Source organism: uncultured Maribacter sp., from assembly GCF_947500405.1.
Lineage (GTDB): Bacteria > Bacteroidota > Bacteroidia > Flavobacteriales > Flavobacteriaceae > Maribacter_B.
On sequence record NZ_CANMRY010000005.1, the window covers coordinates 144072 to 166163 of the forward strand.

Consider the following 22092-nt stretch of genomic DNA (forward strand, 5'->3'; position numbering starts at 1 on the left):
AGATGCGTATTTTTATTTATTATTACTTTTCCTCTACTAAATCAATCTCTACTTTAAGATTCTCTATGATAAACTTTTGCCTGTCTGGCGTGTTTTTCCCCATATAGAATTGTAATAGGTTCTCTATAGACATTGTCTTATCTAACATTACAGGTTCTAGGCGAATATCATCCCCAATAAAATGCACAAACTCATCTGGTGATATTTCTCCCAAACCTTTAAATCGGGTAATTTCTGGTTTTCCTGTTAATTTCTCAATTGCATTTCGTCTTTCTTCTTCGCTATAACAGTAGATAGTTTCTTTCTTATTACGCACTCTAAACAATGGCGTTTGTAATATATACAAATGATTCTCTTTTATTAGCTCTGGAAAAAACTGTAAAAAGAAAGTTATTAGTAAAAGACGAATATGCATACCATCTACATCGGCATCAGTAGCAATTACAATATTGTTATATCGTAAATCTTCCATAGATTCCTCTATGTTCAGTGCTGCTTGTAAAAGGTTAAACTCTTCATTCTCATACACCACTTTTTTAGACATTCCGTAAGAGTTTAAAGGCTTACCTTTTAAACTAAAAACTGCTTGCGTATTTACATTACGAGATTTTGTAATAGAACCAGATGCAGAATCTCCCTCTGTTATAAACAAAGTACTCTCTAGGTAACCATCTTTTTTAGTATCCCCTAAATGTATACGGCAATCTCTAAGTTTTTTGTTGTGCAAACTAGCTTTCTTAGCACGATCTTTTGCAAGTTTACGTATTCCCGAAAGTTCTTTTCGCTCGCGTTCTGCTTGTACAATTTTACGTTGTAAAAGCTCTGCAGTTTCTGTATTTTTATGAAGGTAATTGTCTAAATATTTACCAACAAAGTCATTTATATAGGTACGTACGGTAGGTAAATCTCCTCCCATATCTGTAGAACCTAGTTTTGTTTTTGTCTGACTCTCAAAAACTGGCTCCATTACTTTTATAGATATTGCCGAAATAATAGATTTTCGAATATCTGATGCCTCGTAACTTTTACTATAAAAATCGCGGACTGTTTTTACAATTGCCTCTCTAAATGCTGCTTGGTGTGTTCCCCCTTGTGTTGTATTTTGTCCGTTTACAAAAGAGTGGTATTCCTCGCTATATTGGGTTTTACTATGCGTAATAGCTACTTCTATATCATTACCTTTTAAATGTATAACAGGATACAACATATCCTCTACATTGTTATTATCTTCTAAAAGGTCTTTAAGGCCATTTTCGGAATGAAACTTTTCTCCATTAAAAACAATAGTTAAACCTGGATTTAAATACACATAATTTTTAAGCATGCGCTCTACATACTCATTACGATATTTAAAGTTTTTAAAAATTAACTCATCTGGTATAAAAGATACTTTTGTTCCCTTACGTTGCGAGGTTTCGGAAGGTCCCTCTTCCTGCATTAAATTACCCTGACTAAACTCTGCTGTTTTTAATTGACTATCTCTAGAAGATTGTACTTTAAAAAAACTAGATAAAGCATTTACCGCTTTAGTACCAACACCATTTAAACCTACCGATTTTTTAAAAGCTCTAGAATCATATTTACCACCAGTATTCATTTTAGAAACTACGTCTACAACTTTTCCTAATGGAATACCACGACCATAATCCCTAACATTTACTAATTTATCTTTAATAGATATTTCAATGGTTTTACCAGCCCCCATAACAAACTCATCAATACAGTTATCTATAACTTCTTTTAAGAGAATATAAATACCGTCATCTGCAGAAGAACCATCACCCAATTTACCAATATACATACCTGGACGCATACGAATATGTTCTTTCCAGTCTAGGGAGCGTATATTATCCTCGGTATATTGTGTGTTTTCTGCCATATATTGCGATTTATTCGAAAGTGTTGCTAATATAGCACGAGTTTAAAAAAAATAAAACCCTTAACGACTAAAGTAATTAACAATAAAAAAAGTGTTTTTGTTGATAGAATAGGTGTTTTATTGAAAAAAAAGACAAAACAGGTAGTTTTTTACCATTTATTCCTCTTTTTTCTTTGATATTATAGACACGCCACTAATTACAATTAACATACCAACTACTTGTAGTAATGAAATACGTTCCTCTAAAAAAATAAAAGCCAAAACTATAGTAGAAACCGGACCTAAACTTCCAAAAATTGAAAAGGTATTTGCCCCAAGTTTTTCTATTGCGGAAGAGACTAAAAAAGACGGAATTAAAGTACAGAAAATTGCCATTACGGCACTAATAAAATATACCTCTTTTGGATAACTAAAAATGGCATAATTACCTTGAATTAAAAAATGAACCACAACACAAAACGTAGATACTATCATAGCATTAGCGGTAAAACGAAGCACTCCAAATTTAGGAATTAACCAACCACTACCTACCAAATAAGAAGCATAAGTAATTGCACTTAAAAAGATTAAAAAAGCTCCTTTATATACCGAAGTCCCCTCTAAACCTATTTCATCCCAAAAAGTAATTAGAACCCCTACATACGTAATAAAAATAGCCAAAGATTGTTGCGTAGATAGTTTTTTCTTAAAAAACAACCAAGAAAGCAAAACCACAATGGTTGGATATATAAATAGGATAATTCTTTCTAAACCAGCTTTAATGTATTGCAACCCAACAAAATCAAATAAGCTTGCTAAGTAATACCCTAAAAAACCAAACAAGAATAACCATAAATAGTCTTTAGTCCTTATGGTAACACTTTTAGAATTCTTGCACTTGTACGCTATAGCCACATAAAATGGTAAAGCAAATACCATTCTAAACAAAAGCAAAGTTAAATGATCTATAGAATACCCATATGCTAATTTTACTAATACAGCTTTTGCAGAGAATAATAATATTCCTAAAATGGCATAAATAATACCAATAGTAGTTTTTGAAGAGGTTTTAAACATACCGCTAAACTAGACTACTTACATAAAAGTAAATTTAAGTAATCAACCTAAATACAATGTTCAAAATAGATAAATAAATAATTTGCACTAAAAAAGGTATTAAAAAACGGATGTTTTTAATACCTTTTTTTACATGTAGCAAATAACTACTATACGTTAAAACGAAAATGCATAACATCGCCGTCCTTTACAATATATTCTTTGCCTTCAACTCGCATTTTACCAGCTTCTTTTACTTTTGCCTCACTACCGTAAGTAGCATAATCATCATACCCAATAACTTCTGCTCTAATAAATCCTTTTTCAAAATCGGTATGGATTACACCTGCTGCTTGTGGCGCAGTAGCTCCTACAGGAATTGTCCAAGCACGAACCTCTTTTTCTCCAGCTGTAAAATAAGTTTCTAAGTTTAATAATTTATAAGCGCCACGAATAAGTTTAGCAGAACCAGGCTCATCTAACCCTAAATCTTCTAAAAACATTTGTCGTTCTTCATAAGTTTCCAACTCTGTAATATCAGCCTCAGTACCAACAGCCAATACAATAACTTCTGCATTTTCTACAGCTACATTTTCCTTTACTTTTTCTACATATGCATTACCAGAAACAGCAGCATCTTCATCTACATTACATACATATAAAACCGGTTTATCCGTTATAAACTGTAAAGGTTTCACAAACTCTGCTCTATCATCTTCACTTATTTCTATTGCTCTTACTGAAGTTCCAGATTCTAATCCTGTTTTTATAGCAACCAAAACAGCCTCTTCTTTTTGGGCGTCTTTATTCCCTGTTCTAGAAGCTTTTTTTACTTTTTCTAATTTTTTATCTACAGTCTCTAAATCTTTTAACTGCAACTCCATATCTATAGTTTCCTTATCTCTAATAGGATCTACAGAACCATCTACATGCACAATATTATCATTATCAAAACAACGCAAAACATGAAGAATAGCATCCGTCTCTCTAATATTTCCTAAAAATTGATTTCCAAGTCCTTCTCCTTTACTAGCCCCTTTTACTAAACCAGCAATATCTACAATATCTACAGTAGCAGGCAATACACGCTCTGGATTTACCAATTCTTCTAATTTCTGAAGCCTAGCATCTGGAACATTTACTACTCCAATATTTGGTTCTATTGTACAAAAAGGAAAATTGGCACTCTGTGCTTTTGCATTAGACAAACAATTAAAAAGAGTTGATTTTCCTACGTTGGGTAGACCTACTATACCTGCTTTCATGTAAATTAATTTTTAAACGCTGCAAATATAGTTTTTACTTCTGTAATACATATTGATAAAATTAACAATGGTATTATTAGGAATACTAAATTTAAATAGTGAATTATTATTTTTATAACAAAAAACTACTATTTAATGAAAATTATGTAATTTTTTAACCCAAAAAGTATATATTTGATTAACAAGTACTTAAAAACATATGGAAATTTCAACTGAAAAATCTTTGTGGTATTTATTTATTGAGGGAGATTTAAATGCTTTTTCTTGCTTATTCAAGCATTTTTATCCTATGTTGTATAATTATGGTTTAAAAATATCTGGCAACACAGAATTAACAGAAGACTCTCTACAAAGTTTCTTTGTCTATTTACATGAACATAGGCATACTATAGGTAAGGTATCTAATATAAAAGCATACTTATTTATATCTTACAGAAGAAATTTATTAAACAACTTAAAAAAAGAACGTAAGTATACCACATATAACGACTCAAGTATCTTAGAGTCTAATTTTTCTTTGTCTATTGAGGAATTAAGTACTAAACAAGAAACGTTTAAATTAAAATCTGCTATACTTCTAAAATTATTAAATTCTTTATCTGCAAGAGAAAGGGAAGCTATTTATTTAAAATATTATAGTAATTTAAATACAAAAGAAATAGCAGAAGTAATGGACATAACTTACCAGAGTGTTCTTAATACTTTACAAAAAGCCTTTATCAGGCTAAGAAGCAAATCCGAATCTAGCTTAATTCAAAATATTTTAAATTCCTAGTTAAAACTAGGGTATAAATAATTATTTCTTGCTCTTATAGTATATAGGGGCTAATAAATTAATTTAAATCTCTTACTTCTTAGTATTACATATTTGTAAGAAATAACCTATATTTATTACCCAGTAACTAACTCTCAAAAACAATTACATTATGAAAAAAATGAAACTTTTAAATGTTTTATTCTTTAGCTTATTCTCTATGGTTACCATAAAAAGTCAAGCGTCAAAAAAAAGTTTTAAAACAGTTTTATACAATTTAGAATTACAACAAGCTATTTCTGGTACCATTACAGATGATGCTGGAGAACCTTTACCTGGGGCCTCTATAGTCGTAAAAGGCACTAGTAAAGGAACCACTACAGATTTTGATGGTAATTATACTTTAGACGCTTCTATGGGAGACATATTAGTTATTTCCTATATAGGGTTTACAACGCAAGAAAAAACAGTAAACAGTTCTACAATGAATATAACTTTAGTTTCTGGTGTAGAACTAGCAGAAGCAATTGTTATTGGATCTAGAAACCCAAATAGAACTGCTACAGAAAGTACTGTACCTGTAGATGTTATAGACGTTAAAACCTTAAACTCAGTAGCTCCACAAGTTAATTTAAATCAAATTCTTAACTACGTTGCTCCATCTTTTACTTCAAACACGCAAACCATTTCAGATGGTACAGATCATATAGACCCTGCATCATTAAGGGGTTTAGGACCAGACCAAGTATTGGTATTAATTAATGGAAAAAGAAGGCACACTTCTTCCTTAATAAATGTTAATGGAACTTTTGGACGTGGTAGTGTTGGTACAGATTTAAATGCTATTCCTGCAGCTGCTATTAAAAGAATAGAGGTTTTAAGAGATGGTGCTGCCGCACAATATGGATCTGATGCTATTGCTGGAGTAATTAATATTGTTTTAAACACAAGTGTAAACGAATTAACAACCACTGTAACAACAGGTGCAAATTTTGCAAAAAACGCAAATAACCAAACAGGAGGTGTAGATGGTGCTACTACAAACTTTTCTGCAAGCTACGGACTTCCAGTAGGTGATAAAGGCGGATTCATTAATTTTTCTGGAGACTTTGATGTTAGGCAAGATTACAGCAGAATGAAAGAATGGGAAGGAAACGTTTTCAATGCATATAATACTGTAGAACGAGTAGCAAGTGCAGATGGATATGACATTACAAATTTATTAGATGACGATGTAAATGATGTAATAAATTATGCAAACCAAGCTGGGATAAATTTAAATGGTGCTACAACTAAAGAAGAATTAAGAGGTGTTCTTTCTGCAGATGTTACAGATTCCGAATTAGCCGCAAGAGGACAAGAAAGAAGTGATTATAATATGCGTGTAGGGCAATCCGCTCTAAGAGGAGGACGTTTCTTTGCTAATTTTTCTTTACCATTAGATGATAACGGTACAACTCTTTATGCTTTTAGTGGAATTAGTTCTAGAACAGGAAATTCTGCTGGTTTTTATAGATTACCAAACCAAAGTAGAACTTTTACCCCTGCATATATTAATGGTTTCTTACCAGAAATTAATTCTACAATTAAAGACAAATCTATTTCAGTAGGTATAAAAGGTAAAGTTGGTGAGTGGGATGTTGACTTTAGCAATACATATGGTAAAAACTCTTTCCTTTATACTATTGGGAACACTTTTAACGCCTCATTACAAAGCTCCTCTCCTACTGTTTTTGATGCAGGTGGATTTTCTTTTGCGCAAAACACTGCAAATTTAGACATTTCAAAATTTTACGAAGATGCTCTTGCAGGTGTAAACGTTGCCTTTGGTGGTGAATATAGAGTAGAAAATTATGACATTTTTGCTGGTGAAGAAGCTTCATACAGCCAATACACCGCAGACGGACAAAGAATAACTTTAGCATCACAAAGTCCTTCAGAAGACTTTTTTGGGAACTCTAGACCAGGAGGTTCGCAAGTTTTTCCAGGATTTAGCCCTACAAATGAATTATCTAGAGGACGTAGCAGTGTAGCGGGTTACTTTGATCTTGAGGCTGACTTTTCAGAAAAATTCTTAGCTAGTTTTGCAACACGTTTTGAAGATTATAGTGATTTTGGTTCAACTATTAATTTTAAACTTGCAACACGTTATAAAATTTCTGATAACTTTAATTTAAGAGCTGCTCTTAATACAGGATTTAGAGCCCCATCATTACACCAATTAAATTTCAACTCCACATCTACAATATTTGACCAAAATGGAAACCCGCAAGAGGTTGGTACTTTTGCAAATGATAGTAGAGCTGCTAACTTACTTGGAATACCACAATTAAAAGAAGAAACATCTAGTAGTGCAAGTTTAGGTTTAACAACTAAATTACCAGATGCTAACCTTACAATTACTATAGATGGTTATTTTGTAAAAATTAATGATAGAGTTGTTTATACTGGGCAATTTAGAGGTCCTGGAACAGGTTCTGAGTTAGACAACTTATTAAGTCAAGCAAATGCAACGGCGGCATCTTTCTTTGCAAATGCAATAGATACAGAATCTAAAGGTATAGATATTGTTGTTACACATAAAGCACAACTAGGAGAAAACTGGAGATTAAAATCTGACTTATCTGGTACTTTTAGCCAAACAAGACAAGTAGGAGATATAAACTCTTCGGAAGTACTAAGAAATGCTGGTTTAGTAGATACGTATTTCCCAGAAGATAGTAGAGTATATTTAGAAGAAGCCGTACCTCGTACTAAAATAAACTTATCTAATAGTTTAACATCAAATAAGTTTATGATTTTTCTAAGAAATGTGTACTTTGGAGAAGTTACTGAAGCAACAACTACAGTTGCTAACCAACAAGTTTTTGGGACTAAAATAGTGACAGATTTATCTGTAGGTTATAAAGCTTCAGATGCATTAACTTTTACTGTAGGTGCAAATAATTTATTAGATGTTTACCCAGATCGTGCCGATGATGCATTTAACAATCGTAGTAGTGGCCGCTTTGATTGGTCTAGAAGAGCACAACAATTTGGTATTGGAGGTAGATATTTATTTGCTAGAGTAAGCTTAGTTCTTAAATAAAAGAAATAGAATAAATGTTTTAAAAAGCTGCCGTAATAGGCAGCTTTTCTTGTCTAATTTAAAAAAAATCTCAAAAAATAAAAATAATTTAAAAAATAGGGTATAAAACTAAAAGTTGGTCCTCTTTATGTATGTAAAGCTAACTAATGAAAAATATTGATCAACAATTTTTAGACAATTTAATAAAAGACCAATCTTTTATTAATTGGGTTAAAAAAAGCAATAGGAATGACATACAATACTGGAATTCATGGATTTCTAAAAACCCTGAACAAATAGAAACTATAGAATTAGCCAAATCAATTGTTTTAGGAATAAGATTTAAAGAAACAGTAATAGACGAGAAAAAAATTGATAAAGAACTACAAAAAGCATTAAGTAGTATTCATTTAAAATCAAAACCAACTAAATCTATTTACAACTATAAAAAAGCTTTATTACCTTATAGCATAGCTGCTACTATTTTAATAATTATTGGACTATTCTTAGGATTACAACAATATAACACCAATACTACAACAGTTCATAAAACCTCTTATGGAGAAATTATTAATCTAACGCTTCCAGATGGCACATCTGTTGTTTTAAATGGAAATTCTACTATTAGCTATGATAAAGAAAACTCTAGAGATATTAACTTAATTGGAGAGGCATACTTTAAGGTAAAGCCTATCCCCTCTACAAAAGCTAAATTTTGGGTAACTACAAATGATTTAAAAATAGAAGTATACGGTACTCAGTTTCATGTAAATACAAGAGATGAAAAAACAGATGTTGTTTTAGACGAAGGATCTATTCACTTAGTATTAGATAATGGAATATCTACAAAAATGATTCCTGGAGAGTTTGTTTCTTTTTCAAAAAGCACAGAAAACATCACTCATAAAAAAGTAAACCTACAAGTTCCTTATAGTTTATGGAGAGATGGCACCTATATTTTCAACAATTTAACATTAAAGGAAGTAATGAAAAACATGGAATACACCTATGGTATTTCAACAAATTTTGAAACTAAAGAATTAGAACAAAAATTAATTTCTGGAGGTATTCCTAATAAGAACTTAAAAATTTGCTTAGCAGCCATAGAAAAATCTGCCAACGTAAATATTATTCAAACTAATAATACATTAACAATAACTAACAACAACTAGAAAGTAACCTAAATTAAGAACATTATGAACAAAACAAGACTTACTATTGTAGGTATTGCTTTATTTCTAATTATTGGAAATTTTAAAGTAAATGCTGCCGAGAAAAGCAATAAGCGAATAACGCTTACAGAATTATTAAAAGAAATTAGTGCTAAACATGAGGTTTTCTTTACGTATAACCCTTCCATGATATCTACAACTGTTTTAAATCCTGAGGAATACAAATATTCAGTTTTAGATAGAATAATCTCAAAGCTCGAAAAAAATACTAGATTCGATTTTGAGTACCTTGGAAATAAATACTATGTAGTTTATAGAAAAAAAGCTGAAAGAGTTAATCTAAAAAAAGTTTCTACCACTAATACTACTTCTATTTTATCAAGTACTACGGTAAATTTAACTGTATTTCAAAATATTGTAAAAGGTAAAGTTACAGATGAATCTGGAGCGCCGTTAGGAGGTGTAAATATTATTGAAAAAGGAACAACAAATGGTACAACCACAGATTTTGATGGAAACTATGAACTTAAAGTTGGAGATGCCGCTACATTAGTATATAGTTACATTGGTTTTGGAAAGCAAGAAGAGGTTGTTTCTGGAAGGTCTCTAATTAATGTTTCTTTAATAGAAGGAGAAGCTTTAGACGAAGTAATAATGGTAGGTAACCGTTCTAAACCAAGAACAGCATTACAATCTGCTGTACCAATAGATAATATAGGTGTTTCAGAATTAAGAAACACAGGACAACCTACAGTAGATAAAATGTTAACATATAAAGTACCTTCTTTTAACTCTACTAACCAAACAATATCAGATGCAACAGCACATTTTGACCCTGCAGATTTAAGAGGTTTAGGCCCTAGTAGAACTTTAGTCTTAGTAAATGGTAAGAGAAAAAACCAAAGTGCATTAGTATATATTAATGATACTCCTGGAAAAGGAGAAGTTGGTGTGGATTTAAAAAGTATACCAGCTGCCGCAATCCAAAGAATTGAAGTATTAAGAGATGGTGCTTCTGCCCAATATGGTTCCGATGCAATTGCAGGGGTTATTAACATGATATTAAAGAAAAATGTAGAATACACTACAGTTAATTTAAAAACAGGAGTAACAACAGAGGGAGATGGTTTTAATTTTGGAGCAGATTTAAATACAGCTATCAACCTTGGAGATAATGGAGGTTATTTAAATATGACTTTTGGATACTACCAACAAGATAAAACAAACCGTGCAGGAGAACCTGGGGAAGATAGCTTATTTGGTGTTCCAGCAAATGATCCTACTTGGGGAAGTTGGCTAGCTGATAATCCTGATTTAGGAATGACAGTAGGACAACCAGATATGAAAAACATTGACTTATTCTTTAATGCAGGTGTACCATTTAGTAATGACAAAGGAGAATTTTATACTTTTGGAGGTTTAACAGCTAGAAAAGGTACTAGTTTTGCTTTATACAGAACTCCATATTGGGTAGGAGATCCTTTTAATTTATTACATGATGCCAGCGAAGAGTATAATGGTTTTCAACCAACCTTTGATACAGACATTAGAGACAACAACCTTACTGCTGGTATAAAAACAGAAGTATTAGGGTTTCATATGGATATTAGTGGAACCTATGGTAGGAATGCTGTAGATTATACTGTAAATAACAGTTTAAACCCTGCTTTAGGTGCTAGTAGCCCTACTTCTTTTGATGTTGGTGGTTATACATTTAGTAATACTTTAGGAAATTTAGATTTTACTAGAAACTTTGGAGATGTTAGTATTGGTTTTGGTACAGAATATAGATCAGAACGTTTTACAGCAAAAGCTGGTGAACCAGCCTCTTATGTATCAGGTGGAGCGCAATCATTTCCAGGTTTACAACCTTCAAATGTTGTAGAAGCAACAAGAAATAACTTAGGTATTTACGGAGATGTAGAATGGGATATTACCGAAAAATTCTTAGTTGGTGGTGCATTGAGACATGAAGATTTTAGTGATTTTGGTAGTAATACTTCATGGAAACTAAGTTCTAGATATTTATTAGGAGAGAACAAAGGTGCTGTTCGTGCTTCCTATAGTACAGGTTTTAGAGCGCCATCTTTACATCAAATATATCTAAGTAACATTCAAACACTAGTTTCTGGTGGTACTATTTCTAATCAAGGTACCTTTAATAATGTAGACCCAATAATTAGAGAAGGTCTTGGCGTTCCTCAATTAACTGCAGAAACTTCTAAAAATATATCTGCTGGTATTACATTTAAGCCAGTAAATAACTTATCCTTATCTGTAGATTTCTACAATGTAAAAATGGATGATAGAGTTTTATTTACAGGAGAAATTGGTTTTGATGGAGACGATAGCACTATAAATCCAGTAGAACAAATATTAACAGATAATTCTATTACAAGTTTAAAATTCTTTGTAAACGCAGTAAACACTAATACAACTGGTGTAGATTTAGTTGCCAGTTATAGAAATATAGAATTAGGTGCTGGTACATTAGCAGCTACACTTTCTGCTAACTACAATGAAACTAAAATAGATGGTGAAATTAATACTCCAACCCTATTAGCCCAAAATGGTTATGATATTTTTAATAGAAAAGAAGAATCTAGAATTACTTCTTCTAGACCAAAATCTAAAGTATTATTAGGCTTGGATTATAACTTAAATGATTTAATGGTAAGCCTTAACAATACTTATTTTGGTGAGGTTACCTGGCAACATGCTACCACACCAGCAAATGATCAAACATTTGCAGGAAAAGTTATTACAGACTTAATTATTAATTACAATTTCTCTGAAAAAATTTCAGCAAATATTGGAGTAAATAACCTTTTAAATGTTTACCCAGATGAGATAGATACAAAAGGAGATGTTGTTACAGATTTAGGTGGTCGTTTTAAATACCCTTGGGAAGTAAACCAATTTGGTTTTAACGGAACTACTGTTAATGGCGGTGTAACTGTTAAATTTTAATAAAATAAAGTAAATATTATTTCAGTGACTAATTAAATCAAAATTATATATATATGAACATTAAAACCAGAATGAAAAAATTATTGCTAGTAGCTATAATATTAGGAGCTACCAATTTATCTGCTGCCGAAAGTAGTAAAATTAAGAATGAAGATTTCAAAGGATATAATAATGTCCAGAACTCTGTTAAAGGAAACGTTACTGATGAAAGTGGTATTGCACTTGCAGGAGTAAATATTGTAGAAAAAGGAACATCAAATGGCACAACTACCGATTTTGATGGAAATTATTCTATAGATGTTGCGGATGGAGCTACATTAGTATTTAGTTATATTGGATTTGGAACTTCTGAAGAAGTTGTTTCAGGGCGCTCAATAATTAATGTTAGCTTATCTGAAGGAATGAAATTAGAAGAATTCATTGTAGTTGGTTCTAGAACTGCTCCACGTAGTAATGCCGATACTCCATTACCAGTAGACGTTGTTGGTGTAAAAGAATTAACTTCTACAGGGCAAGCGACTTTTGATAAAGCTTTACAATATAGAATTCCATCTTTTAACACTGTGCAAACACCTGTGAATGATGCTACTTCTTTATTAGACCCATATGAAATTAGGAATATGGGGCCAAGTAGAACATTAATTTTAATTAATGGCAAGCGTAAAAATTTGAGTGCTTTATTATATACACAAACTTCGCCAGGTAGAGGTGAAACAGGGGCAGATATCTCTGCAATACCAACAGATGCTATAAAAAGAGTTGAAATTCTTAGAGATGGAGCATCAGCTCAATACGGTTCAGATGCTATAGCAGGGGTAATGAACATCATTCTGAAAAACTCGGCAAATCAAGGGTCTGCAACAGTACGTGCAGGAATTACAAGTGAGGGTGATGGTGAAATGTTTGGGGTTGCTTTAAATAATGGAAGTGAAATTGGTGAGGATAAAGGATTTGTAAACTATACAGTAGATTTATCCAAGGTGAATCTCTCTAACAGGCCTGGAACTGTAGATGCTGAAGGAGAAGCTGGTGATTTTGGAGCAAATATTGTTGATGTACAAGAATTTTTATCCAGACGCCCTGATGCAGGTAATATTAATGGTTCTCCAGAAACTGCTGCTGCCAAATTTTCTGTAAACTTTGGATATGATTTAAGTGAAAACACACAATTATATGCTAATGCGGCTTATGTTTATAAGGCCGTAAATAGTTTTGCAAATTATAGAACTCCGTACTGGAGGACTGTGGACGATTTTCCATATTTAGCCGATTTTTTCCCAGGTAACCACCCAACTAATGATGGCGGTTATGATGGTTATGTTCCAACTTTTGAAGGTTTATTAAGTGATTATAATGCTACTGTAGGTTTTAAATCTACTATAAATGATTGGAATCTTGATGCTAGTTTCACAACTGGTGGAAATCTTCAAACATACAAAGTAAACAATTCTCATAACAGAAATGTAGTTTTTTCACCATCTACTTGGGTTGACGCAAATTCTAATGGAACAGTAGATGATGGTGAAATAACTGAAGGTTCTCAATTATACAGAGAAAACAGTCAACAATCATTTGATCCGGGTGGAACCAAATTTTCTCATAATGTTGGTAATATAGACATCTCAAGATTACTTTCTGATAAGGTAAGCATTGGTGTTGGTGCTGAATTTAGAACAGAAACTTTTGAAGTCATAGAAGGAGAATTAGCTTCTTATGATGGTGGTGGTGCAGATTCATTTGCGGGTGCTTCACCTCAGAATGCTGGTAAATTTAACCGTTATAATATTGGTGGGTATTTATCTTTAGACTACGATATAACAGATGCTTTTCTTTTAAGCGGTACTGTTAGAACCGAAAACTACTCAGATTTTGGAAATGCATTTGTTTATAAGTTTAGCTCACGCTATAAAGTAAGTGATGCATTTACTCTAAGAGGATCTATTTCTTCTGGTTTTAGAGCCCCTACTCTACACCAAATTTACACTCAAAAAGCACAGTATAGTTTTGTTCCAGGACAAGGGATTCAAGTAGGTGGCTTAATAAATAATGTATCTACACAAGCTAAACTATTGGGTATCCCACAATTAGACGCTGAAACTTCTACTAACTTTACGTTAGGTTTTGGAGGTAAAATTTCAAAATTCAGTTATACGTTTGATTATTATAACATTGCCGTAAAAGATAGAATTGTATTAGGTTCTGAAATAGGACCAAGTGGAGATGCGACAAATCCATTAGACATTCTTTTAACAAACAATAATTTAAGTGATGTAAGTTTCTTTTCAAATGCAATAGACACTAAAACTTCTGGCGTAGATGTTGTTTTAGCTTATAAGGGTATTGATTTAGGTTCAGGTAGTTTAGATTTAAATTTATCTGGTAATTACACTATTCAAAATGAAAGAGATGGGGCTGTTAAAGATGTGCCATTAGTAGCAAACTCTGGTCAGTCCGTAGTTAATGAAACGCAAGAAGCCTTATTTTTCACTTCTCGTCCTAAAACGAAATGGATTTTAGGTACGAATTATGATATTAACAAATTTGGATTTTCTTTAAACAACACGTACTTCGGAAAAACAACGTTTCAGCAACAAGGCTTAGATTCTAATTTATTTACTGAATTTACACCAAAAATTGTTACCGATTTAGGTATTAATTTTAATGCATCAGAGAAGTTTACAATTGCTTTAAACATCAATAACTTGTTAGATGTTTTACCAGAATGGAGTTTTAAATCTAAAAATGCAGCAGGTGATGCTATTTTAGCAGACCCCGTACAAACTAAAAATCAGTCAAACTTAATTACATTCAATCAAAGATATTCTCAAATGACATATGATGGTTATCATTTTAGTCAATTAGGAACTATGTTTAATTTATCATTAAACTATAAATTTTAAAAATAAGTTTGTTGAGTTTATTATTTAATTAGTAGATATAGCGGTTACCAAAAAAAATGGTAGCCGCTATAATTTTATAGTAAATTAAAAAAACCGAACTAAAATATAGTTCGGTTTTTTTAAATATACAGAAGGTGCATATTATAATTTACCCATCAGGGTGCATAAACTTTTGCTTTCCTAAAAGAGTTTCTTCAGATTCCACATTATCCTCATCTGGGATACAACAATCTACAGGACATACTGCAGCGCATTGAGGTTCCTCATGAAATCCCATACATTCTGTACATTTATCTGGAGCAATATAGTATACTTCATCACTAATTGGCTCTTGGGCTTCTTCTGCATTTACAGATTTTCCACTAGGTAAAACAACATCGCCTTCTAAAGAAGTACCGTCGTTATATCTCCACTCATCTGCTCCTTCGTAAATAGCAGTGTTTGGGCATTCTGGCTCACATGCGCCACAATTTATACATTCGTCTGTTATAATAATTGCCATAATATCTTTCTTTACTTCCTGAATTTAATTGCTCTTAACTTGTTTCAAAAACCCAGTATCTATACTTTTGCGCAAAGTTAGTACCAAATAAAATCTTTTACAAATATAATGATAGACCATAAGGTTAGATTAAAAGCTTTTGTTAAACTTGGAGCATTCTTCCAAGAGTTTTGTGAATATGCTAATAATAACGCTATTTCTTTAGAAAATGATACATCTTGGAATGAAGAATTTTTACAAGTAGTAAATAATGCTAAGCATTATAATGGGTGGTTTACACAAGAGAATGTCCTTTTAAGCATAAAAAGTTGGGGTAATTTACTAATAGAAAGCAATTTAAAGAAATGGTTAAATGGGTATAATCTATCAAAAAATACTCCTAAAACTGTAGCACTTATTCTTGCAGGAAACATTCCTTTAGTTGGGTTTCATGATTTTTTAACCGTTTTAATAACAGGAAACAAAGCACTTGTTAAGCTATCATCAAACGATAAATTACTATTTAATTTTATTGCAAAATATTTAATTCATATTGAACCTAGTTTCAAAGAAAATATAGTATTTACCGATGAAAAGTTAGAAAATTTTGATGCTGTAATTGCTACCGGAAGTAATAATACTGCTCGTTACTTTGAGCATTATTTTAGTAAAGGACCTAATATTATTCGAAAGAATAGAAATTCTGTAGCTGTATTAACCGGAAAAGAAACTACAGAAGAATTAACTGCTTTAGGAGATGATATATTTACTTACTATGGTCTAGGCTGTAGAAGTGTTTCTAAACTTTTTGTTCCAGAAGGTTATAATTTTGATGAATTTTATAAAGCAATATATAAATTTTATCCAATAATAAACCAAAATAAATACGCTAATAATTACGACTATAATAAAGCTGTTTATTTAATGAGCGAATTTAAAATATTAGACAATGGTTTTTTAATGCTTAAAGAAGATTCTAACTACGGCTCCCCTATTGCATCTGTGTTTTATGAGTATTATACATCTTTAGAGGAATTAAAAATTAAACTAGAGCAAGAACAAGACAAATTACAATGCATTGTTGCAAATAATTTTAACGCAAACGAAATAGCATTTGGAAAAACACAAATGCCAGAATTATGGGAATATGCAGATCACATAGATACTGTAGAATTTCTTTTATCAATATAGCACACTAACAAGATAATCATAAAGCATATTCTTAGTATTTTTATGCTCCTCAAAAAAAACAAATATGAAAAAACATAATTTTAGTGCAGGTCCATGTATTTTACCTAAAGAAGTTTTATTACAAGCTTCAGAAGCAGTAATGGATTTTAATGGCTCTGGACTTTCTCTTATAGAAATATCTCACAGAAGTAAAGACTTTGTTGCTGTTATGGAAAAAGCAAGGTCTTTAGCTCTAGAACTTTTAGGATTAGAAGGGCAAGGTTATGAAGCATTATTTTTACAAGGTGGTGCTAGTACTCAGTTCTTAATGACTGCTTATAACCTTTTAGAAAATAAAGCAGGATATTTAAATACGGGTACTTGGAGTGATAAAGCTATTAAAGAAGCTAAATTATTTGGAGATGTTATGGAAGTAGGGTCTTCTAAAGATGAAAACTTTAAATATATTCCAAAAGGATATACAGTACCAGAAGGGTTAGACTATCTTCATTTAACATCAAACAACACTATTTTTGGGACGCAAATAAAAAAATTTCCAAAAACAGATGCACCATTAATTTGTGACATGAGTTCTGATATCTTCTCTAGACAGTTAGATTTTTCTCAGTTTGATTTAATTTATGCAGGAGCACAAAAAAACATGGGGCCTGCTGGGGCAACATTAGTGGTTATTAAACAAGATATTTTAGGAAAAGTATCTCGAAAAATTCCTTCTATGTTAGACTACCAAGTGCATATTACAAAAGAGAGTATGTTTAATACGCCTTCTGTATTTGCAGTTTACACTTCTATGCTAACTCTAGAATGGTTAAAAAATTTAGGCGGAATTGCAGCAATAGAAGAAATTAATAATAAAAAAGCACAACTTTTATATTCTGAAATAGAACTAAATCCTGTTTTTAACGGATATGCAAATAAGGCAGACCGTTCTAATATGAATGCTACTTTTAACCTTTCTGACGATAAATTAAAAGGCGAATTTGAGAAATTATTAGAAGACGCTGGAATAAATGGACTAAATGGCCACCGTTCTGTTGGCGGCTATAGAGCGTCTATGTACAATGCACTAAGCTTAGAAAGCGTAGGAATATTGGTAGATGTTATGAGCGAAATGGAAAGAAAAGGATAATAACCCAACTACTTTAATAGAAAACATATATGACAATATTAGCAAATGATGGTATTTCTACTTCAGGAATATCTACTTTAGAAGCTAATGGTTTTAAAGTATTAACCACTACTGTTGCGCAAGAGCAATTGGCTAACTATATAAATGAACATAAGGTATCTGTATTATTAGTACGAAGCGCCACTAAGGTTACCAAAGAAGTTATTGACCAATGTTCTTCTTTAAAATTAATAGGTCGTGGAGGAATTGGTTTAGATAATATTGATGTTGCTTATGCAAATAAAAAAGGGGTTAAAGTAATAAACACTCCTGAAGCATCTTCTATATCTGTAGCAGAACTAGTTTTTGCACATTTATTAAGTGGATCTAGATTTTTGTATGATGCTAACCGCAATATGCCTTTAGAAGGAGACAGCAATTTTAAAAAACTAAAAAAAGGGTATGCCAAAGGATTAGAACTGCGTGGAAAAACTCTTGGTATAATTGGTTTTGGTAGAATTGGACAAGAAACAGCTAAAATAGCTATTGGTCTTGGTATGAAAGTAATGTATCATGATACCGCTGTAAACAACATTTCTCTGGAAATCAACTTTTTTGATAATCAAAAAGTAAGTTTTGATTTAAAAAACTCTCTAAAAGAAGAAGTTTTAAAAGCTGCAGACTTTATTACTCTACATGTACCTTCCCAAAAGGATTATACTATAAATAAAAATGATTTTAATAGTATGAAGAATGGTGTTGGCATAATAAATACTGCTCGCGGTGGTAGTTTAGATGAAGTTGCATTAGTTGCAGCGCTAGAAAACAAAAAAGTTTCTTTTGCTGGTTTAGATGTTTTTGAATCAGAACCTACTCCAGAAATAAAAATTTTAATGCACCCAAGTATTTCATTATCTCCACATATTGGTGCTTCAACCATAGAAGCGCAAGATAAAATTGGCATGGAACTTGCAAAGCAAATAATAGAAATATTTAAAGCATAATAGCTAATTATTCTTTAAATTTATAAAATTGAAACATTAATTAAACAACTATAACATGTCAGGATTATTAGACTTATTAAACAGCCCAATGGGTAAACAATTAATTAGCGGCGTAGCTGGACAAACTGGGCAATCAGAATCTGGTACTGCAAACCTATTAAGTATGGCTATGCCAGTTCTTATGGGGGCAATGAAAAGAAACGCATCTACTCCAGAAGGAGCACAAGGACTTATGTCTGCATTATCTAGCAAACATGATGGTGGTATTTTAGAAAACCTTGGTGGTTTATTTGGTGGTGGTGTAGACCAATCTGTTATGGATGATGGTGCTGGTATATTAGGTCATATTCTTGGTAACAAACAACCACAAGTACAAAATGCATTAAGTCAAAAATCTGGAATAGATGCTGGTAGTGTTGCTAATATATTAAAAGTTGCTGCTCCCCTTTTAATGGGAGTTTTAGGAAAACAAGCAAAACAACAAAATGTTACAGATGCTAATGGTATTGGTGATGTTCTTGGTGGATTATTAGGCGGCGGAAGCAATGCAGGCCAACAACAATCTTTAATTGAATCTTTTTTAGATTCTGATGGTGATGGTAGCATTTTAGACGATGTAGCAGGAATGGTTCTTGGAGGAAACAAAAGTGCTGGCGGATTAGGAGGTCTTTTAGGAGGCTTATTTGGAAAATAAATCTTATTACAACACTTAAAAAAAAGGCCAAACATATACTTGTTAGGCCTTTTTTTTACTAGAACTTGGTATTAATTAAGTAAACGGAGATGAAAATAAAAGAAATTCATAGAAATGAATATACCATTTCAACGGACAAGGATAAATTAGATATTTTAAGCATTCACAAATTCCTTGCAAATGAAACCGATTGGGCTAACGGAATTCCAATCAATACTTTGAAAACATCCATTGAAAACTCTTTGAATTTTGGACTTTATTATAAAAATCAACAAATTGGTTTTGCTAGAATAATTTCAGACTATTCAACTATTGCATATTTAGGAGATGTTTATATTCTAAAAGAATTTAGAGGAAAGGGATTAAGTAAGTGGTTAATAAATGAAATAATGGAACACCCTAATCTTCAAGGATTAAGACGTTGGATTTTATTAACTGATACAGCTGAATGGCTTTATAAAAAATTTGGGTTTACGCAAATACCTAATCCTGAGTTTTATATGGAAAAACATAACCCAAATGTATATCACAGAATAGATAAAACTAATGCCAACAATATATAAAATAATTGCGGTTTAGTATTTAATTAAAGGGAGTTACAAATTTTATACGTCTTATTTTTCTTCGGAAAATACTCATACATATACACGAAAATATGCTTATACTAGAACAATAATTTACCTTTAAACAACATTTGTATCTTCCTTTGCCTTAAAAGGAGTAATTATTAAACGGGAAGCTTTATCAAAATTAATATAGTTATACACCCAATTAAATAGAGTTATTACCTTATTCCTAAATCCTACTAAGAAAACCAAATGAATAAACATCCAAATAAACCAAGCAAAAAAACCACCAAAACGTAATTTTCCTAAATCTACAACAGCTTTGTTACGGCCTATAGTTGCCATAGAACCTTTGTCAAAATATTTAAAAGCTTTTAATGGCTCATTGTTATGCAATGCACGCAAGTTTTTCCCTAAATGACTCCCTTGTTGTATTGCAGGTTGCGCCACCATAGGCAGCCCTCTTTCATATTTCTTAGTTTGCATTAATGCAATATCTCCTATTGCAAAAACATTTTCAAAACCTAAAACTTGGTTATACTCATTTACTTTATAACGATTTGCTCTTTCTATTAAAGCATCACCATTTATACCATTAATAGGTGCTCCCGTAACTCCTGCAGACCAAACAAAAGTTGCCGCTTTTAATTCTAAATTAGTATTTGTAGAGACTAAGTGGTTTTCATAATTAGTAACTATGGTATTAAAATGAATTTTAACACCTAATTTTTCTAGAAATTTCTTGGCATTTTTACTAGCTTCGGCACTCATAGGTGGCAAAATTCTATCTGCACCCTCTATAAGATGAATTTCCATTTCAGAAAAATCCATATCCGGATAATCTTTTGGTAATACATTTTCTCTAAGCTCTGCTATACCACCAGCAAGTTCTACACCAGTTGGCCCTGCCCCAACAATAACAAAATTTAACAACTCTTTTCTTACTTCTAAATCAGGAGTAATTACAGCTTGTTCTAAATTTTCTAACATTAAGCTACGTAATTTTAGAGCTTGTGGCACACTCTTCATTCGCATAGCATTTTGTTCTATAGTTTTATTTCCAAAAAAATTAGTACGTGCTCCTGTAGCTATTACTAAATAATCATACGTTAAAGAACCTATATTAGTTTCAATTTCTTGTTTGAATGTATCTACTTTTAAAACCTCTGCCATCCTAAAAAAAGTATTTTTTCCTCTTTTTACAATTTTACGTAAAGGATAAGCAATAGATTCTGGTTCTAATGACGAAGTAGAAACTTGATATAATAGAGGCTGAAAAGTGTGGTAATTTTGCCTATCAATTAACACAATCTGAAAATCTTTCCTAGTTACTAATTCTTTAGCAATAGAAACCCCTCCAAAACCTCCACCAATTATTATAACTCTTGGTTTTTTTGTTTTTGGTATATTTAATGTTGTATCCATAGATTATAATTGATATAAAAACCTCTAATTTTTAAACAAATATCCTACCTAAAAAGGTCTAAACCATAAAAAAATGCAAACCTTTTAAAAAAAATAGTAACTTTAAAAGAAATGAAAAAATCTACCATTAAAATATTAATTTTAATTAGTATATGTTTAATAGTTTTCAATAATTGTAAAACTTCTAAAGAGCGTATATCCATATCAGATGATGAGAAAACTTCTTTTAACAAAACAGAAGGAGATACAATTACAATATCTAGTGATGTAACAGAATATGAGATTATAATAATAGAACCAGGTTTTAATTTTTGGTTACAAAGCACTGCAAGACCAGAGGGCTTTTACTCACAAACTTACTTAGAAAATAGAAATCAAATATATGTTTCGGAATGGAACCGTAGAGTTTTAAAACCACAAAGATATAATCCTAATTTATATGAGCTAGAAATTAATTACCAACCAAATATTAATTATGGATACGATGTAAATTACAAACTATACAATTACTTTATTTATTTTCAAAGAAAGTATAATCAACGTTTAGGTCCTTTTATGCCTCGTATTTAAAAAGTATATTT

At 31.6% G+C, this 22092-nt stretch carries 16 protein-coding genes; 11 read left to right on the plus strand and 5 right to left on the minus strand.

The features are described from left to right. Window positions 1-22 precede the first annotated feature (22 nt). The 3 genes from Q0945_RS08955 to ychF form a co-directional block, all read right to left on the minus strand. Complete coding sequence (locus Q0945_RS08955) at window positions 23-1879, minus strand: DNA topoisomerase IV subunit B (protein ID WP_299433721.1); 1857 nt, start codon at window positions 1877-1879, stop codon at window positions 23-25. A 156-nt stretch (window positions 1880-2035) separates the two neighbouring features. Beyond that, entirely contained in the window at window positions 2036-2935 is a 900-nt protein-coding gene (locus Q0945_RS08960; RefSeq protein WP_299433724.1) for a DMT family transporter, read from the minus strand. A gap of 149 nt (window positions 2936-3084) precedes the next feature. Next, entirely contained in the window at window positions 3085-4179 is a 1095-nt protein-coding gene (gene ychF, locus Q0945_RS08965; RefSeq protein WP_299433727.1) for a redox-regulated ATPase YchF, read from the minus strand. 199 nt (window positions 4180-4378) lie between these two features. Between ychF and Q0945_RS08970 the strand changes: the two genes are divergently transcribed. The 5 genes from Q0945_RS08970 (at window position 4379) to Q0945_RS08990 (ending at window position 15042) form a co-directional block, all read left to right on the plus strand. After that, a complete protein-coding gene (locus tag Q0945_RS08970) occupies window positions 4379-4954 on the plus strand; it encodes a sigma-70 family RNA polymerase sigma factor (RefSeq protein ID WP_299433730.1) in 576 nt (191 codons plus the stop codon). A gap of 151 nt (window positions 4955-5105) precedes the next feature. Continuing rightward, on the plus strand, window positions 5106-8021 hold the full coding sequence (locus Q0945_RS08975) for a TonB-dependent receptor (protein WP_299433733.1): 2916 nt from the start codon (window positions 5106-5108) through the stop codon (window positions 8019-8021). Between the two features lie 146 nt (window positions 8022-8167). Next, window positions 8168-9172: a FecR family protein gene (locus tag Q0945_RS08980; RefSeq protein WP_299433736.1), complete on the plus strand. Its 1005-nt coding sequence runs from the start codon at window positions 8168-8170 to the stop codon at window positions 9170-9172. A 24-nt stretch (window positions 9173-9196) separates the two neighbouring features. Continuing rightward, the gene (locus Q0945_RS08985; RefSeq protein WP_299433738.1) at window positions 9197-12142 is read left to right on the plus strand and encodes a TonB-dependent receptor; all 2946 of its coding nucleotides are present in this window, start codon (window positions 9197-9199) and stop codon (window positions 12140-12142) included. 53 nt (window positions 12143-12195) lie between these two features. Beyond that, window positions 12196-15042: a TonB-dependent receptor gene (locus Q0945_RS08990; protein ID WP_299433741.1), complete on the plus strand. Its 2847-nt coding sequence runs from the start codon at window positions 12196-12198 to the stop codon at window positions 15040-15042. A 148-nt stretch (window positions 15043-15190) separates the two neighbouring features. Here the strand turns inward: Q0945_RS08990 and Q0945_RS08995 are convergent, their stop codons facing one another. Beyond that, window positions 15191-15544, minus strand: coding sequence for a 4Fe-4S dicluster domain-containing protein (locus Q0945_RS08995; RefSeq protein WP_299433744.1), 354 nt, complete (start codon window positions 15542-15544; stop codon window positions 15191-15193). Window positions 15545-15652: 108 nt separating this feature from the next. Here Q0945_RS08995 and Q0945_RS09000 point away from each other — a divergent pair, with 108 nt between their 5' ends. The 5 genes from Q0945_RS09000 (at window position 15653) to Q0945_RS09020 (ending at window position 20083) form a co-directional block, all read left to right on the plus strand. Beyond that, window positions 15653-16714, plus strand: a complete 1062-nt coding sequence (locus Q0945_RS09000; RefSeq protein ID WP_299433747.1) for an acyl-CoA reductase — start codon at window positions 15653-15655, stop codon at window positions 16712-16714. A gap of 64 nt (window positions 16715-16778) precedes the next feature. After that, a complete protein-coding gene (gene serC / locus Q0945_RS09005; RefSeq protein WP_299433750.1) occupies window positions 16779-17843 on the plus strand; it encodes a 3-phosphoserine/phosphohydroxythreonine transaminase in 1065 nt (354 codons plus the stop codon). A gap of 29 nt (window positions 17844-17872) precedes the next feature. Next, window positions 17873-18826 carry a D-2-hydroxyacid dehydrogenase gene (locus Q0945_RS09010; protein WP_299433753.1) on the plus strand — a complete coding sequence of 318 codons (954 nt, stop codon included), beginning with the start codon at window positions 17873-17875 and terminating at the stop codon, window positions 18824-18826. 55 nt (window positions 18827-18881) lie between these two features. After that, on the plus strand, window positions 18882-19520 hold the full coding sequence (locus Q0945_RS09015; RefSeq protein WP_299433756.1) for a DUF937 domain-containing protein: 639 nt from the start codon (window positions 18882-18884) through the stop codon (window positions 19518-19520). A gap of 89 nt (window positions 19521-19609) precedes the next feature. Beyond that, on the plus strand, window positions 19610-20083 hold the full coding sequence (locus Q0945_RS09020; protein ID WP_299433759.1) for a GNAT family N-acetyltransferase: 474 nt from the start codon (window positions 19610-19612) through the stop codon (window positions 20081-20083). A gap of 120 nt (window positions 20084-20203) precedes the next feature. On the opposite strand, the gene Q0945_RS09025 is transcribed toward Q0945_RS09020, so the two are convergent. Continuing rightward, window positions 20204-21511: an NAD(P)/FAD-dependent oxidoreductase gene (locus Q0945_RS09025; RefSeq protein WP_299433762.1), complete on the minus strand. Its 1308-nt coding sequence runs from the start codon at window positions 21509-21511 to the stop codon at window positions 20204-20206. A 111-nt stretch (window positions 21512-21622) separates the two neighbouring features. Here Q0945_RS09025 and Q0945_RS09030 point away from each other — a divergent pair, with 111 nt between their 5' ends. Further along, entirely contained in the window at window positions 21623-22081 is a 459-nt protein-coding gene (locus tag Q0945_RS09030) for a DUF6146 family protein (RefSeq protein WP_299433765.1), read from the plus strand. Window positions 22082-22092 lie beyond the last annotated feature (11 nt).

Bases quoted from the DNA above. Each gene is read 5' to 3' on its own strand.
- Q0945_RS08955 (WP_299433721.1), bottom strand. From the start codon at position 1,879: ATGGCAGAAAACACACAATATACCGAGGATAATATACGCTCCCTAGAC.
- Q0945_RS08960 (WP_299433724.1), bottom strand. From the start codon at position 2,935: ATGTTTAAAACCTCTTCAAAAACTACTATTGGTATTATTTATGCCATT.
- ychF (WP_299433727.1), bottom strand. From the start codon at position 4,179: ATGAAAGCAGGTATAGTAGGTCTACCCAACGTAGGAAAATCAACTCTT.
- Q0945_RS08970 (WP_299433730.1), top strand. From the start codon at position 4,379: ATGGAAATTTCAACTGAAAAATCTTTGTGGTATTTATTTATTGAGGGA.
- Q0945_RS08975 (WP_299433733.1), top strand. From the start codon at position 5,106: ATGAAAAAAATGAAACTTTTAAATGTTTTATTCTTTAGCTTATTCTCT.
- Q0945_RS08980 (WP_299433736.1), top strand. From the start codon at position 8,168: ATGAAAAATATTGATCAACAATTTTTAGACAATTTAATAAAAGACCAA.
- Q0945_RS08985 (WP_299433738.1), top strand. From the start codon at position 9,197: ATGAACAAAACAAGACTTACTATTGTAGGTATTGCTTTATTTCTAATT.
- Q0945_RS08990 (WP_299433741.1), top strand. From the start codon at position 12,196: ATGAACATTAAAACCAGAATGAAAAAATTATTGCTAGTAGCTATAATA.
- Q0945_RS08995 (WP_299433744.1), bottom strand. From the start codon at position 15,544: ATGGCAATTATTATAACAGACGAATGTATAAATTGTGGCGCATGTGAG.
- Q0945_RS09000 (WP_299433747.1), top strand. From the start codon at position 15,653: ATGATAGACCATAAGGTTAGATTAAAAGCTTTTGTTAAACTTGGAGCA.
- serC (WP_299433750.1), top strand. From the start codon at position 16,779: ATGAAAAAACATAATTTTAGTGCAGGTCCATGTATTTTACCTAAAGAA.
- Q0945_RS09010 (WP_299433753.1), top strand. From the start codon at position 17,873: ATGACAATATTAGCAAATGATGGTATTTCTACTTCAGGAATATCTACT.
- Q0945_RS09015 (WP_299433756.1), top strand. From the start codon at position 18,882: ATGTCAGGATTATTAGACTTATTAAACAGCCCAATGGGTAAACAATTA.
- Q0945_RS09020 (WP_299433759.1), top strand. From the start codon at position 19,610: ATGAAAATAAAAGAAATTCATAGAAATGAATATACCATTTCAACGGAC.
- Q0945_RS09025 (WP_299433762.1), bottom strand. From the start codon at position 21,511: ATGGATACAACATTAAATATACCAAAAACAAAAAAACCAAGAGTTATA.
- Q0945_RS09030 (WP_299433765.1), top strand. From the start codon at position 21,623: ATGAAAAAATCTACCATTAAAATATTAATTTTAATTAGTATATGTTTA.